The organism is Lysobacter antibioticus, from assembly GCF_000731095.1.
Taxonomy (GTDB): domain Bacteria; phylum Pseudomonadota; class Gammaproteobacteria; order Xanthomonadales; family Xanthomonadaceae; genus Lysobacter; species Lysobacter antibioticus_B.
Window position 1 is genome coordinate 1 of record NZ_JMTZ01000106.1, and the last position, 14,123, is coordinate 14,123.

Below are 14,123 nucleotides of genomic sequence, written 5' to 3' on the forward strand. Positions count from 1 at the left end.
ATGAAAAACGGCCTGCATCCATGCAGGCCGCCCTCCGGGTCTTCCATTGCCTTCGCGAGTGCTCGACGACGCACAGCAACTGCCAATGCAACAGCAAAGCCGGTGTAACAGCAAAGCCGGTGCAACAGCGAAAGCCGGTGCGGCATCATTCCGTCTTCGACCCCTCATCGAGACCGCCATGTTGATTCACGGAGCTTGTCACTGCGGCAATATCGCTTTCGATCTGGACTGGCGGCCGGAGCCGCTCGAGATTCCGGCGCGGGCCTGTACGTGTACGTTCTGCACGAAGCACGGCGGGGTGTGGACGTCGTGTCCGGGCGGGGCGCTGCGGGTGCGGGTCAAGGAACCGGCGCGGGTGTCGCGGTACGACTTCGGCACGCAGACTGCCGATTTCCATGTCTGTACGCGCTGCGGGGTGGTGCCGGTCGTCACCAGCCGCATCGACGGGACCCTGCATGCGGTGGTCAACGTCAACACCTTCGAGGGCGTCGATGAGGCGCTGCTGCGACGCTCGCCGTCGACGCTCGACGGCGAAACCGAAGCGGTGCGCCTGGCCCGGCGCCAGCGCAACTGGATCGCCGAGGTCGTCTTCGTCGAAGGCGGCGATTGAGCCCGCGCCCGGGTTCGCGCTTGGATTCGCGGTCGGGTTTCGGGCTGCGCGTGACCGCGCTTACTGGCGGGCCGCGCTCTTGCAGTCGGCGTTCATCGCCAGGTCCTCGGCGCTGACGCAGAGCTTGAATCCCGGCTCCAGGCCGATCACTTCCTTGTCGGAGCCGGCGGCCATGGCGAAGCGTTCGAAGGGTTGGCTGGCGCACCGGGTTTCGCCGGCCGGCTGCCTGGCGGCGCCTGTGGCGGCTGCGGTGGCGCACTCCTCATGGAACAGGGTGTAGTGGCATTGCCCGCTCCGGCTGGCCAAGCATTCGAACTTGGCGATGCGGTCGGTGACGCGCACCTCGCTGTCGATGATGTCGATGCCGTCGGCGCTGGCGCGGTGGACGATGGTGGTCGCACCGATATCGCAACCGAGCAAGGCGAACAGGTAGTACAGCAAAGCCGTGAAGTTGCGCATAGGTCACCTGGATCGTGGGTTGCCGCGTTACATCGTGCGGAACAGGGTCATGAAGGGCTGGCTGACGGTCAGGGTTTCCGGGCGGTTGCGCAGGCGCACGCTGCCCTTGCCGCTGTCGTCGCGGACGATGGAAGCGATCGCCTTGAGGTTGACGATGGTCGAGCGATGGATCTGCTTGAACATGGTCGCGTCGAGCACGTCGAGCAGTTCGCGGATCGGCTTGCGCAGCAGGGCTTCGCCCTCGGCGGTCACCACCGTGGTGTATTTGTTGTCGGCGCGAAAGTAGGCGATGTCGTCGACCAGGATCAGGCGCGTCTCGCGGCCGGTGCTCGCGGTGATCCAGGTCAGCGGCGGCGTGTTGCGCTTGGGCTCGCGGTTGGCGAGTTGCTGGGCGAGCTCGGACAGCGCATCGGCATCGGTCTGATTGGCGGCGCTGCGTTGCTGCAGGCGCTGCACGGTGACGGCTAGGCGTTCGGGCGTGACCGGCTTGAGCAGGTAGTCGATCGCGCCCTGCTCGAACGCGTCGATGGCGTACTGGTCGTAGGCGGTGACGAACACGATCTGGGTCTGCGGGCTGACCTCGGCTGCGGCGGTGGCGACATCGATGCCGGTCAGGCCGGGCATGCGGATGTCGAGGAAGGCGATGTCGGGCCGATGCTCTGCCAGGGCTTCCAGCGCTTCGGCGCCGTCTTCGCATTCGGCGACGATCTGCAACTGCGGCCAGGCGCCGCGCAGGGAATCGATCAGCGCCAGGCGCAGCAGGGACTCGTCTTCGGCGACCAGGGCGGTGGAAGGGGCAGGCTTAGACATAGATGGGTTCCTCGCGCGCGGCCAGCGGCACGCTGATCGTCGCGGCGACGCCGTTGGGGAAATTGGCGACGACCGCGAGTTGGGCGTCGCCTCCGTACACCAGTTGCAGGCGCTCGCGCACGTTGCGCAGACCGATGCCGGTGCCGGCGTTGGTGGAGTTGAAGCCTTCGCCGTCGTCGGCGACGGTAATGGCGACGCGGTGATCGTTGCGGCGCGCGAGAATCCACACCGTGCCGCCGCCGGGCTTGGGTTCCAGGCCGTGCTTGATGGCGTTTTCGACCAGAGTCTGCAGCATCATCGGCGGCAGCGGAATCGTGCGCAGTTCCTCGGGCACGTCGATCTGCAGTGCCAGCCGTGCGCCCATGCGCAGCTTGAGAATTTCCAGATAAGCGCGGGAGCGGTCGAGCTCGTCGCCGAGCGTTGACTGCGCGTCCTCGGTGCGCGGCAGCGAACGACGCAGGAAGTCGATCAGATGGCCGAGCATGATGTCGGCGCGCGGCGGGTCGTTGCGGGTCAGGTACTGGGCGCTGGCGAGGGTGTTGTAGAGGAAATGCGGTTCGACCTGGGCGTGCAGCAGGCTCAGCTTGGCCACGGCGAGTTCCTTCTCGGTGACCGTGCGGGTGGTGCTGACGCGCTCGGTGCGGCGGCGCTCGGCGATGCGGCGGGTGATGGCGCGCACGACCGCCTCGGCGTTCTCCAGGTTGGTGCCGCCGTCGACGCGGAACCAGTCGCTCCAGGCCCCGGTCTCGGGCTCGCAGATCAGGGTGATGCTGCCGCTGTCCTCGCCGGGCGTGACCGTGGCCAGGATCTGGTTGCGGGTCCAGCGGCTGTGATTGCGCACCACGCCCTGGCGATCGGTGCGGCTGCGTCCGTAAAGGTTGGGGCGCTGCACCTTGGCGCTGACCTGCAGGCTGTCGCGGGCGCTTTCGATCTCCTCGACGCGCGGCAGTTCGCGGATCGCCGCATCGAGCAGGTCGAACACCTCGCCGGCCTCGAACGGCACCTCGATCTGGCGGCGGTGGCGGTTGGCGAGGGTGTCGCGGTCGATATGCCCGGCGATCAGGCGCACCCGGCGCAGATGCGAGAAGGCGTTGGTGACGACGTAGGCGACGACCAGCGCGGCGATGATGAACAGCGGGGCCACGTCCTGGTGCTCGAGCCCCGGCGTGACCGAGGACAGCAGCGCCATCAGCAGGAACACGCCGAACCATGCGGCGGCGAGGCGGACGATGAAGAAGAAGCTCCTGATCACGACGGGTCCGAAAGGGGCCTGGGTTGCGACGCAGCATAGTCGTCTGCCGGCCGGGTGGAAGTGGGGCCGCGACGAAGCCGGGGGAGGGGGCGACGAAACCGGTTCGGGACGGAACGAAGCGCTGGCCCTGCGCGTCTTGGCTGGCCGCTTCGGCCAATGCGGGCTGCGTGCGATCCAGGGGGCGATGCGCCCCTTTCTCGTTTGTGGCGACCCCTCGCTCATGAAGGTCCGAGGAAATACATGGATGACGCTAGGCGAGGGGTGCATAGCCTGTCGTGCTCTCATCCGGCCTTCGGCCATCTTCTCCCGTCAGCGGGAGAAGGGTTGCCTGCGAGCCGACTCGTTCGCAGCTCTCTCCCGCTTGCAGCGACCGTAGCGAGTGCTAAGCGGAGAGGAGGCGGGTGAAGGCGATGAGTGGGGCAGCGGCAGCTCGCCGGCGACCGTCTCGTCCCCGGTAGCCGATCAACGAGCGGCAATGTGTTTCCGGTGCCCCGCAATGTGACTTGCGATGACTCGGCGATCCAGGCGAAAAACCCGCTTGGCAAAGCCTCGGCGTTCCGATAGCGTGACGACCGCCAAGGACGGTTGGGGGCCGCCTTCATGTTTTCGATGTCTACCGTGTTGATCGCCGCCTTGGCGATGACTCCGCCGCAGCCGATGCCGGCCGCCGCCGAGGCGCCGAGTGCGCTGCCCGCCGCACCCGCGCCCGCACCCGCGGCGGTGCCGGTATCCGAGCCTGCTCCAGCGTCCATGTCCGAAACCGCTCCGGCGCCGACAACGCCGTCGGCCGCCGCCGGCAGCGCCGGTGCGCTGCGTATCGTCGCCGGTACCGACGTGCTGCTCGAAACCCTGCAGCCTTTGAGTTCGGCCACGCTCAAGCGCGGCGACAAGTTCGGGCTGCGGCTGGCGCAAGCGCTGAGCGTCGACGGCACGCTCGTGCTGCCGGCCGGTACCACCGGCGTGGGCGAGGTGATCCATGCCGAGCGTTCGCGCAGCGGCGGCAAGCCGGGCGAGTTGTTGCTCGCCGCGCGCTATCTCGAAGCCGATGGCCGGCAGATCCCACTGCGCAGCTTCCGCGTCGGCTCGGCCGGTGTGGACAAGTCGGGCCAGGTCATCGGCCTGGCCATCGCCGTCGGCGTGTTCGCGATGTTCATACGCGGCGGCGAGATCCAGATCCCTTCGTATACCCAGGCCCAGGCGCGCATCGCACAGGACGTCGATCTGACGCCCGCTGCCGCGGCGCCCGAGCACGCTCAGGCCCCTGCGCCTGTCGTCACCACCGAACCACCCGTCACCACCCAAACTGGGGAAGCTGTCCAATGAAGTCGATGTCGTCGCGTGTCCTGTTGATTGCTCTGTTGTTGCCGGTGTCGGCCTTCGCCACCGGCGGTTCGCTGGCCTGGAACGGCAAGGCGCCTTCCGATCCGGCCAAGCAGCTCCCGAATGCCGAAGCGAGCGCTTCGGCGGAAGCCAAGAGCGAAGCCGGCGCCGCACCCGCGGTCGAAGGCAGCGCGGCGGCGACGGTGGCACCGGCGGCAGCGCCGAGTGCGGCCGCGACTGCGTCGGCGTCGGCGTCGGCGTCGGCCAGCGCCAAGCCGGCGGCGGCCAGCAGTGGTCTGATCGCCGCACCGCCCGCAGGCAAGGGCCAGATCGTGTTCTTCCGTCCGGCCAAGTTCGTCGGCGGCGCGGTCGGCTACAAGGTGCGCGAAGGCGCGGTCGAGCTGGGCAAGCTGCGCAGCGGCAAGTACTTCGTTGTCGCGGTCGAGCCGGGCGCGCACGAGTACACCGTGCATTCGGAAGCCAAGGACATCCTCAACATGGAAGTCGAAGCCGGCGAAACCTATTACGTGAAGGGCACGATCACGATCGGCATTCTGGCCGGGCGTCCGAACCTGTCGCCGTCGACGGTCGCGGAGTTCGACGAGATCGCCGGCAAGCTCAAGCTCGCCAAGTAAGGGCAGGACGCAGCGAACGCATCGCGCCGCCGTAGTCGCAACCGCTCAAAAAAAGGCCCCGCATTCGCGGGGCCTTTCGTTTTATCGCTTCAGTGCAACCCAGCCGGGGCTCAGGCCTCGACCTCTTCCTTGTAAGCATCGATCGGGATGCAGGCGCACATGACGTTCTTGTCGCCGTAGACGTTGTCCACGCGCGACACCGGCGGCCAGTACTTCTGCAGGCGCAGGGTCGGCAACGGGAACGCGGCCAGCTCGCGCGGGTAAGCGCGGGTCCACTCGCTCGCGGTGACCTGCGAGGCGGTGTGCGGGGCGTGCTTGAGCGGGTTGTCCTCGCGGTCCAGGCGGCCGTCTTCGACTGCGCGGATTTCGTCGCGGATCTGGATCATCGCGTCGATGAAGCGGTCGAGTTCGTGCTGCGACTCGCTCTCGGTCGGCTCGACCATCAGCGTGCCGGCGACCGGGAAGCTCAGGGTCGGGGCGTGGAAGCCGAAGTCGATCAGGCGCTTGGCCACGTCCTCGGCGCTGACGCCGGTGGCGTCCTTGATCGGGCGCAGGTCGAGGATGCACTCGTGCGCGACCAGGCCGTTGCGGCCGGTGTACAGCGTTTCGTAGTGCGGGGCGAGGCGCTTGGCGATGTAGTTGGCGTTGAGCAGCGCCACTTGCGTGGCCTTGCGCAGGCCGGCAGTGCCCATCAGGGTGACGTACATCCACGAGATCGGCAGGATGCTCGCCGAGCCGAAGCTCGCCGCGCTGACCATGCCGACGATGCCTTCGCCGTCGACGGTCTTCGGCAGGAACGGCGCCAGGTGCGACTTGACCGCGCAGGGGCCGACGCCGGGACCGCCGCCGCCGTGCGGGATGCAGAAGGTCTTGTGCAGGTTGAGATGGGAGACGTCCGAGCCCCACTTGCCGGGCTTGGCCACGCCGACCAGGGCGTTCATGTTGGCGCCGTCGGTGTACACCTGGCCGCCGTGCTTGTGGATGATCTCGCAGATCTCGACCACTTCCTCCTCGAACACGCCGTGCGTGGACGGGTAGGTCATCATGATCGCGGCGAGACGGTCGCTGTACTTCTCGGCGGCGCGGCGGATGTCGTCGACGTCGACGTTGCCGTTGCTGTCGGTCTTGGTCACCACCACGGTCATGCCGCACATCTGCGCCGAGGCCGGGTTGGTGCCGTGCGCGGAGTCGGGGATCAGGCAGATGTCGCGATGGCCTTCGCCGCGCGAGCGGTGATAGGCGCGGATCGCCAGCAGACCGGCGTATTCGCCCTGGGCGCCGGAGTTCGGCTGCAGGCTGACCGCGTCGTAGCCGGTGCACTCGACCAGCATCGCCTCGAGCTCGTCGATCAGCTGGGTGTAGCCGGTGGTCTGGTCGGCCGGGGCGAGCGGGTGGATGTTGCCGAACTCGGGCCAGGTCACCGGGATCATCTCGGCAGTGGCATTGAGCTTCATCGTGCACGAGCCCAGCGGGATCATCGTGCGATCCATCGCCAGGTCCTTGTCGGCCAGCGAGCGCATGTAGCGCAGCAGTTCGTGTTCGCTGTGGTGGGTGTTGAACACCGGGTGCTGCAGGAACGAGGAAGTACGCACCAGCGCGGCCGGGATCGCGTCGACGGCTTCGCGGTCGAGCGCGTCGATGTCGAGCTGCACGCCGAACGCGCCGGCCAGGGCGACGAGTTCGTCGCGGGTCACGGTTTCGTCGAGGCTGATGCTGAGGCTGCCGGCATCGATCTCGCGCAGGTTGATGTTGGCTGCGCGGGCCTTGGCGTGGATCGCGTTCGCGTCGATGCCGCTGACGTGCAGGGTGTCGAAGAAGCCGCTGCCGACGGCGATGCCGGCCTTGCCGAGTGCGGCGGCGAGGATCGTGGCCTGGCGGTGGACGCGGCGGGCGATGCGGGTCAGGCCATCGGGGCCGTGGTAGACGGCGTACATGCTCGCCATCACCGCCAGCAGCACCTGAGCGGTACAGATGTTGCTGGTCGCCTTCTCGCGGCGGATGTGCTGCTCGCGGGTCTGCAGGGTCAGGCGGTAGGCGGGCTTGCCGTCGGTGTCGACCGAGACGCCGATCAGACGGCCGGGCATCGAGCGCTTGTAGGCGTCGCGGCAGGCCATGAAGCCAGCGTGCGGGCCGCCGAAACCGAACGGCACGCCGAAGCGCTGGGTGTTGCCGACGACGATGTCGGCGCCCCATTCGCCCGGTGCCTTGAGCAGGGTCAGCGCGAGCAGGTCGCTGGCCACGGCGACGATGCCGCCGCGCGCGTGCACGGCATCGGCCACGCTCTGGTAATCCTTGACCGCGCCGAAGGTGTCCGGGTACTGCAGCAGGGCGCCGAAGGCGTCGACCGTCGCCGCTTCGGCGTCGTCGCCGATGTGCAGTTCGATCGCCAGCGGTTCGGCGCGGGTGCGCAGCACTTCCAGGGTCTGCGGGTGGATGTTCCTGGAGACGAAGAAGGTGTCCGACTTGGACTTGGCCGAACGCTTGGCCAGGGTCATCGCCTCGGCGGCGGCGGTGCCTTCGTCGAGCAGCGAGGCGTTGGCGATCTCCATTCCGGTCAGGTCGGCGACCATGGTCTGGAAGTTGATCAGCGCCTCCATGCGGCCCTGCGAGATCTCCGCCTGATAGGGCGTATAGGCCGTGTACCAGGCCGGGTTCTCGAGGATGTTGCGCAGGATGACGTTCGGGGTGTGGGTGCCGTAGTAGCCGCGGCCGATGAAGCTGCGGAACACCTGGTTCTTGGTGGCGATGGCACGGATCTTGGCCAGCGCTTCGACTTCGCTGATCGCGGCCGGCAGGGCCAGCGGCTGGGTCGACTTGATCGAGCCGGGGACGATGGCGTCGGTCAGGGCTTCGAGCGAGTCGTAGCCGACCTGCTCCAACATGTGGCCGATCTCGGCGTCGTTGGGGCCGATGTGGCGCTCGATGAAGGCGTCGTGGTGCTCGAGATCGCGCAAGGAAGTTGCGCTGTTGGCGGCTGGGCTCATGGCAGGGGCGTCCGAAGGCAGCGTGCGGTGCCGCACGCGAGGCGCCCCTCTGTCCTTTTGCCTGAGAGTTTAAAAGCGTGCTGCGGTCAGGCAGCTAGGGGAGGGGATGGCCCGGGGGCCGCTCCTGTCCGCGCTCGCTTCGTGCCCCTTCGGCGCCGGTTCTGCCCCGCTGTCTCAGCGTACGCAGGCGGTCTCTCCAGAGTTTTGTACACGCGGCGGTATGGGGCCTGAGCGATTACGGGCGTTGCGCCTTCGGCAGCGGTCTGGCTGGGGGGCCGGGCCGCTTCTCCCACCGGGTGTTTCAAGCCGCGATTATAGCCGCAGCGGCGGCCCCGGGGCGACGTTGCCGGGGCTGGCGGCAGCCGGCTTCATCCCGGGTTTCGACGCCGCGACCCGGTTCAGGAAGGCCGATTCGCCGTAACATGGTCGCGGTCCCTTCCGGAGCTTCCTGCATGGACCGTCCCCCGTTCCAACTGCTGCAACTCGATCACGTGGTGCTGCGCGTGCGCGACACCGAGGCGATGATCGCTTTCTATTGCGACGTACTGGGTTGCCGGCTGGAACGGCGCCAGGACGCGATCGGCCTGGTGCAGTTGCGCGCCGGCCTGTCCCTGATCGACCTGGTCGACGTCGAGGGCAAGCTCGGCCGCCTCGGCGGCGCGCCGGCCGGGGCCGAGGCCCGCAACATGGATCACCTGTGCCTGCGCGCCGAGCCCTTCGACCGCGAGGCGATCGTCGCCCACCTGCAGGCGCACGGCGTGCGCATCGGCGACTTCGGCTCGCGCTACGGCGCCGAGGGCGAGGGGCCGTCGCAATACCTGTTCGACCCCGAAGGCAATGTGGTCGAACTCAAAGGCCCGCCCGACGAGGTGCCGATCGACACCCACACCGCCCACGCTCCCAGCTGAGGCCCCGAGCCGACGCTCTCCGATTGGTGATCTCCGATTAATACCTCCGCACCCGATCCTGCTCCGGCCACGAAGACCTTGTCGATCCGCCGGCTGGCCTTGCTGCTCGGCGGCCTGGCGATGTTCGGGCCGTTCTCGATCGATACGATCTTCCCGGCGTTCCCGGTCATGGGCGCCGAGCTGGGCGCCGACAAACTGGCGATGCAGCAGACCATCAGCGTCTACCTGATCGCCTATGCGCTCATGAGCATCGTCCACGGCCCCTTGTCGGACACGATCGGGCGCCGCCGCGTGATCATCGGCGGGCTCAGCGTGTTCACGCTGGCGTCGGTGGGCTGCGCGCTGTCGACGGACCTGTCGACCTTGCTGTTCTTCCGCGCGGTGCAGGGGCTTTCGGCGGGGGTCGGACTGATCGTCGGCCGCGCGGTGATCCGCGACGTGCTGCACGGCGACGATGCCCAGCGCCTGATGAGCCAGGTGACGATGATCTTCGGCGTGGCGCCGGCGATCGCGCCGATCATCGGCGGCTGGATCCTCGGCTGGGCGCATTGGCCGGCGATCTTCTGGTTCCTGGTCGGCTTCTCGCTGCTGTTGCTGGCCTCGACCATCTTTCTGCTGCCGGAAACGCATCCGCCGCAGGCGCGCCTGCCGTTGAAGCCCAGGCGCCTGCTGCGCGATTACTTCGCGATCTTCCTCAACCCGCGCTTCCAGCGCCTGACCGCGACCGGCGCGTTCAATTTCGCCGCGCTGTTTTTGTACATCGCCTCGGCGCCGGCGTTCGTGCTCGACATCCTCAAGCTCAACGAACGCCAGTTCGGCTGGTTCTTCGTGCCGACCATCGGCGGCATGGTGCTCGGTTCGTTCGTGTCGGGGCGCTCGGCCGGCAAGATCAGCGGCGACCGCCTGGTGCGCTGGGGCTTCGTGTTTTCCTTCCTCGGCGTGGCCATGAACCTGGGCTACAACCTGTGGACCGACGATCCGCAGATCCCGTGGGCGGTGTTGCCGATGTGCGTGTCGGCGTTCGGCATCGCTCTGGTATTCCCGATCGTGACCCTGTCGATCCTCGACATGTACCCGCGCCAGCGCGGCTCGGCTTCGTCGCTGCAGGCGTTCTCCGGTCTGGTGGTCAACGCGATCATGGCCGGCGTGCTGTCGCCGCTGATCAGCGCCAGCGCGGTGTCGCTGGCGGTCGCCGCTTCGGCGCTGACCGCGATCGCCTGGTTGTTCTGGCAATGGGAAGCGCGCGTGTCGAAGACCGCCTGCCCGAGCCAGGGCGACGAGGCCGCGGCGGTGGAGCCGCAAGAGTCGCTTTGAAAGCGGCGGGTTGTCAGGCGTAGCTTCTGCAAGAATGTTTGTCCTCATGAGAAGGAACTTGAGATGCGATTGACCTTATTGGCGCTGGCGGCCTCGTGCCTCTGTGGAGCCGCCCAGGCGGCGGCGGATTTTCAATCAATCCCCATCACCTATACCCTGGTTTCGGCGGACGGCAAGAGCGTGGTCGGCATGCAGGGCGAAACCGCCTTCCATTGGACACAGGGCGGGGCCCTGACCTCGATCCAGTCGTTTCCGACTCCGGTCTTCTACCCAAACAGTTTCGAGTTGACGGCGATCTCAGGCGATGGGTCGGTCGCGTTGTTGAATTTGCCGGACGAGGTGACGGGAAGACCGCAGCAGTTCTGGATCCCGGCCCTGTGGACGAAGGAGCGCGGGGTGCAGATCGTCGAAGTTCCCGGGGTGTATGCGATCGCGGAGGACATTTCCGCCGACGGACGCACGATCGTAGGGCGCCGCGCGTCACCGGCTCCGGAGGTGAAGTCCCAGACGTTTCGATGGAGCGCGGATCAGGGGCTGCAAATCCTGCAGGCCGTGGCGAACGACGGTGAGTATTTGTGGTCTGTCGACGATGTGGCCATCTCTGGTGATGGACGAGTCGTGGTCGGCGTTCTGACCGGTATCTCCAACCTGACCGGTAGATCCACGCCCACCCGGATGGTGTTCTGGAACGAGGGACGGCGCGACCCACTCGTGGTTGCGGGGCCTGCGGGGATGGCTTGGTTCGGTAGGATCGATATTTCCCACGATGGCCGTCGCGTCACCGGTCTGGCCGAAGCTATGCAAGCCGACGGAAGTGCGCAGTACCAGGCTTTCCTTTGGGACCAGGCCGAAGGCGCCAAACTGTTGGGCGTCTTGCCGGGAGCGATCGCTAGCTCTCCGAATGCGATATCCGGCGACGGTCAGGTCGTGGTTGGAAGGTCGAGCGGTGCTGGAGCTTCGCCTCAGCAGCCGTTTCGTTGGTCGGCGCAGACTGGAATGATTTCCGTTGCGCAATGGCTTGCCGCATATGGCATCGCCTTGCCCGCGAACACGCAATTGGGCGAGGCGTTGAGCACCAATTTCGATGGATCGGTCATCGTCGGCCATGGCTGGATCGCACGGGTCAGGGGACCGAGTGGCGGGGTGCTGCTGGATGTTTCGGGTTTCCAGCGCAGCTTGATCGACGCCAATCAGCGACTGACCCAAGGCATCAGCGAACTGGCCAATGCGACCTTGTCGGGTGCGCATCACCGTTCGCTATTGAGCAACGGCTTGGTCGACGAATCCGATGGCTCGTGTGCGTGGGCCAACGCCGAAGTCGCCGACTACGATGCATCCAAGACCCGCATCGAGCAGTTGGAAGTCGGTGTCTGCACCGACCTCGGTCCGGCGCGCCTGGGCCGGTGTCTGCACCGACCTCGGTCCGGCGCGCCTGGGCCTGGGCCTGGGCAAGGCCAAAGCGCGCCAGGAGTGGGACCTCGGCAGCCAGAGCAAGTCCGAAGGCGAGTACCTGCTCGGCGAGGCCGCGTTCAAGCTCGGCGAACAGTGGCAGGGCAGCCTGCTGGGCTACTCGGGCCGGTTCGATGTCGATTCGCAGCGTCGTTACTACAACGGCACTGCGGTGCACACCTCGTCGGCGCGTCCCGATGCGAAGGTGGCGGCGCTGCGCGCGCGTTTGGACTGGAAGGACGCGGCGCGGGTCGGTGGCGTCGGCATTTCCCCGTATGCGGCCTACACTTGGACGCGGACCAAACTGGACGGCTACGCGGAGAGCGGTGGTGGTTTCCCGTCGCGCTTCGACCGCACCGACTGGAGCACGCGCGACCTGCGCGTCGGCGCGGCGTTCGAACGCAGTTTCGGCGAGCGCAGCGATTTGAGTGTGTCGCTGGAAGCGGTGCGTCGCATGGACAAGATCAGCAGCGGCACGCGCGGCGAGATCATCGACTTGTTCAGTTTCGATCTGCCCGGCGGCGAACTGGACCGTAACTGGGGCCAGATGCTGGTGGATTTCGACCACCGGTTCGGCAATGGTTCGGTGCTCGGCGTCGGCGCGCGCGCGGCCTCGTCGGGCGGCGATGCGGATTGGGGCGTATCGCTCGGGTATCGAATGTCGTTCTGAACGGGCGATGGCGGCAGTCGTCCGGCGAGTCGGGCGGCTGTCGTTCCGGCCGATCGGCGGGCAGCATCATCATCGTGGGAAGCCGCAACCGGAACCCTTTGGTGTTGCGGGCTTGATCTCGCGCAGCGGACGCTGCGTGCGGATACCGGAAGATGCGCCGTCAATCGATCCGCACGATTTGCTTCAGCCGTGGCGGTCCTGGGAGGACAACGCAATCGTTTCCGGTTTTGATTCGTACCGCTGGATTTCGTGCAGGCGGTCGAAGCAGCGAATAGTGTGCTGTTTGTCGCGAGCGTATTGCTCGGGGATAATGTCGGGGACGGCGGAAAATCGGCCGTAAACGTGCCTTCTTTGCAGCGTCGCTGCGGATACTTCTCGGCCGCGGCATAGCCCAGAGAGCGTTCAGTCGGCCATCCAATACTCGAACAATTCCATGAGGCTTCCATGATGCGACGCGCGCTCTTGGTCATTTCCCTGTTGGCGGCGATTCCTGCCTATGCCGAAGGCAACTTCTTCATCGCGCCTCCGGCGCCGAGTACGCCCTCTTCTCTTCCTTATCGCGGTACTGCAGCGGTTTCGGCGGACGGCCGCGTCGTTGCGGTGGTGAACCAATCGGGAGTCGATCTGCGCGATAACCAAGGGCGCATGATCGAGACGCTGATTCCTTATCCCGGCTTCACCTGGGGGTTGGCCGAACGCACGGCAATCTCGAGCGATGGTTCTATGGTTGCAATGACTGTTCGCGGTCCATTCGGGCATGGCGAGACTGCGACCGGGATAAGTTATTTGTGGACGAGGGCGGGCGGCGCCAGGGAGTTCAAGATCGCCGGCACGTATGGGGTGGCAATCAGCGGGCTATCCGGCAACGGCGAGGTCGTGATCGGCGATCTGGTCGAGACTGACGGCTTGTTTCAGGCTTTTCGTTGGACCAGGCAGGGCGGCGCTCAACGCCTGTCGGGCATGGAGCCATCGCAAACCTTGGCCAAGGCGGTGTCGGACGACGGCGCAACCGTAGTCGGCAATCAGATGGCCTTCCGTGCCAACAAGAATCGTGCATTTCGTTGGACGCAGGCGGGGGGAATGGCATTGGTGCCGTTGCTGCCCGGGCATTATCTCAATTCTGCAACCGACGTATCCGGCCGGGGGGACCGCGTGGTAGGTCTGACCAGCACTTCGGTCTTCCCGGGCAGTAACGGCGGCGATACGTTCGGCTATCTGTGGAGCGCCTCCGGCGGGACCGTGCTGTTGCGGCCGTTGGCGGGCTACGGCTTCAGTAATGCATTGACGATTTCGCGCGACGGCTTGGTCGTGTACGGCGATTCGTACAACGCAGGGCCCTACGATTCCGGCTGGGCATCTCAGGAGGCTTACCGTTGGTCCGAGCAGACGGGAACGATCTCAGTCAGCTATTGGTTGAAAGCCTCCGGTGTGAGTTTGCCTGCCGGGACTTATCTGTCCAGCCCGACCGATACCAACGCCGACGGATCGGTGGTTGTCGGCGTGACCCCGCAACGCCAGGTTTGGATCGCCAGAGTGACGCCGCATGGCGGCGGAGTTCTGCTGGACATCGATGCCTACCAGCGCAGCCTGATCGAAGCCAACCAACGCCTGACGTTGGGCTTGAGCGGCCTGGCCAACGCGACATTGTCGGGCGCACACCATCGCTCGCTGCTCGATAACGGCCTGGCGAGCGAGTCCGACGGCTCTTGCGC

11 protein-coding genes, 1 pseudogene and 1 riboswitch are annotated in these 14,123 nt (G+C 66.5%); of the genes and pseudogenes, 7 read left to right on the forward strand and 5 right to left on the reverse strand.

Annotation, left to right across the window (positions count from 1 at the left end; genetic code table 11):
• Positions 1–85: 85 nt before the first annotated feature.
• Positions 86–610, forward strand: a complete 525-nt coding sequence (locus EX88_RS0121540; RefSeq protein ID WP_200875883.1) for a GFA family protein — start codon at positions 86–88, stop codon at positions 608–610.
• A 60-nt stretch (positions 611–670) separates the two neighbouring features.
• Here the strand turns inward: EX88_RS0121540 and EX88_RS0121545 are convergent, their stop codons facing one another.
• The 3 genes from EX88_RS0121545 to EX88_RS0121555 are packed head-to-tail and all read right to left on the reverse strand — an operon-like array spanning position 671 to position 3,131.
• Entirely contained in the window at positions 671–1,069 is a 399-nt protein-coding gene (locus tag EX88_RS0121545) for a hypothetical protein (protein ID WP_051885403.1), read from the reverse strand.
• Between the two features lie 27 nt (positions 1,070–1,096).
• Positions 1,097–1,879 carry a LytR/AlgR family response regulator transcription factor gene (locus EX88_RS0121550; RefSeq protein ID WP_031374050.1) on the reverse strand — a complete coding sequence of 261 codons (783 nt, stop codon included), beginning with the start codon at positions 1,877–1,879 and terminating at the stop codon, positions 1,097–1,099.
• Positions 1,872–3,131 (reverse strand): histidine kinase, encoded by a 1,260-nt coding sequence (locus EX88_RS0121555; RefSeq protein ID WP_031374051.1) that lies wholly within the window; start codon positions 3,129–3,131, stop codon positions 1,872–1,874. The genes EX88_RS0121550 and EX88_RS0121555 overlap by 8 nt, the downstream gene beginning before the upstream one ends.
• 600 nt (positions 3,132–3,731) lie before the next feature.
• On the opposite strand from EX88_RS0121555, the gene EX88_RS0121560 reads away from it, so the two are divergent.
• Positions 3,732–4,454 carry a hypothetical protein gene (locus EX88_RS0121560; RefSeq protein WP_152566407.1) on the forward strand — a complete coding sequence of 241 codons (723 nt, stop codon included), beginning with the start codon at positions 3,732–3,734 and terminating at the stop codon, positions 4,452–4,454.
• Between the two features lie 5 nt (positions 4,455–4,459).
• Positions 4,460–5,086 (forward strand): DUF2846 domain-containing protein, encoded by a 627-nt coding sequence (locus EX88_RS26635; RefSeq protein WP_161786162.1) that lies wholly within the window; start codon positions 4,460–4,462, stop codon positions 5,084–5,086.
• Between the two features lie 110 nt (positions 5,087–5,196).
• On the opposite strand, the gene gcvP is transcribed toward EX88_RS26635, so the two are convergent.
• Positions 5,197–8,070: an aminomethyl-transferring glycine dehydrogenase gene (gene gcvP, locus EX88_RS0121570; protein ID WP_031374054.1), complete on the reverse strand. Its 2,874-nt coding sequence runs from the start codon at positions 8,068–8,070 to the stop codon at positions 5,197–5,199.
• A gap of 39 nt (positions 8,071–8,109) precedes the next feature.
• Positions 8,110–8,280: riboswitch (glycine riboswitch) on the reverse strand.
• 242 nt (positions 8,281–8,522) lie between these two features.
• Between gcvP and EX88_RS0121575 the strand changes: the two genes are divergently transcribed.
• Positions 8,523–8,978 (forward strand): VOC family protein, encoded by a 456-nt coding sequence (locus EX88_RS0121575; protein WP_051885405.1) that lies wholly within the window; start codon positions 8,523–8,525, stop codon positions 8,976–8,978.
• Positions 8,979–9,071: 93 nt separating this feature from the next.
• Complete coding sequence (locus EX88_RS0121580) at positions 9,072–10,292, forward strand: multidrug effflux MFS transporter (RefSeq protein WP_031374056.1); 1,221 nt, start codon at positions 9,072–9,074, stop codon at positions 10,290–10,292.
• 480 nt (positions 10,293–10,772) lie between these two features.
• Here EX88_RS0121580 and EX88_RS26265 read toward each other — a convergent pair whose 3' ends face one another.
• Entirely contained in the window at positions 10,773–11,540 is a 768-nt protein-coding gene (locus EX88_RS26265) for a hypothetical protein (protein WP_152566409.1), read from the reverse strand.
• A gap of 118 nt (positions 11,541–11,658) precedes the next feature.
• Here EX88_RS26265 and EX88_RS0121585 point away from each other — a divergent pair, with 118 nt between their 5' ends.
• On the forward strand, positions 11,659–12,411 hold the full coding sequence (locus tag EX88_RS0121585; RefSeq protein WP_031374057.1) for an autotransporter outer membrane beta-barrel domain-containing protein: 753 nt from the start codon (positions 11,659–11,661) through the stop codon (positions 12,409–12,411).
• 444 nt (positions 12,412–12,855) lie between these two features.
• A pseudogene (locus EX88_RS0121590) lies at positions 12,856–14,123 on the forward strand (hypothetical protein); the annotation flags it as partial.

Coding starts and splice junctions, on each gene's coding strand:
- EX88_RS0121540 (WP_200875883.1), top strand. CDS start 86: ATGCAACAGCAAAGCCGGTGTAACAGCAAAGCCGGTGCAACAGCGAAA.
- EX88_RS0121545 (WP_051885403.1), bottom strand. CDS start 1,069: ATGCGCAACTTCACGGCTTTGCTGTACTACCTGTTCGCCTTGCTCGGT.
- EX88_RS0121550 (WP_031374050.1), bottom strand. CDS start 1,879: ATGTCTAAGCCTGCCCCTTCCACCGCCCTGGTCGCCGAAGACGAGTCC.
- EX88_RS0121560 (WP_152566407.1), top strand. CDS start 3,732: ATGTTTTCGATGTCTACCGTGTTGATCGCCGCCTTGGCGATGACTCCG.
- EX88_RS26635 (WP_161786162.1), top strand. CDS start 4,460: ATGTCGTCGCGTGTCCTGTTGATTGCTCTGTTGTTGCCGGTGTCGGCC.
- gcvP (WP_031374054.1), bottom strand. CDS start 8,070: ATGAGCCCAGCCGCCAACAGCGCAACTTCCTTGCGCGATCTCGAGCAC.
- EX88_RS0121575 (WP_051885405.1), top strand. CDS start 8,523: ATGGACCGTCCCCCGTTCCAACTGCTGCAACTCGATCACGTGGTGCTG.
- EX88_RS26265 (WP_152566409.1), bottom strand. CDS start 11,540: ATGCGCACCCGACAAGGTCGCATTGGCCAGTTCGCTGATGCCTTGGGT.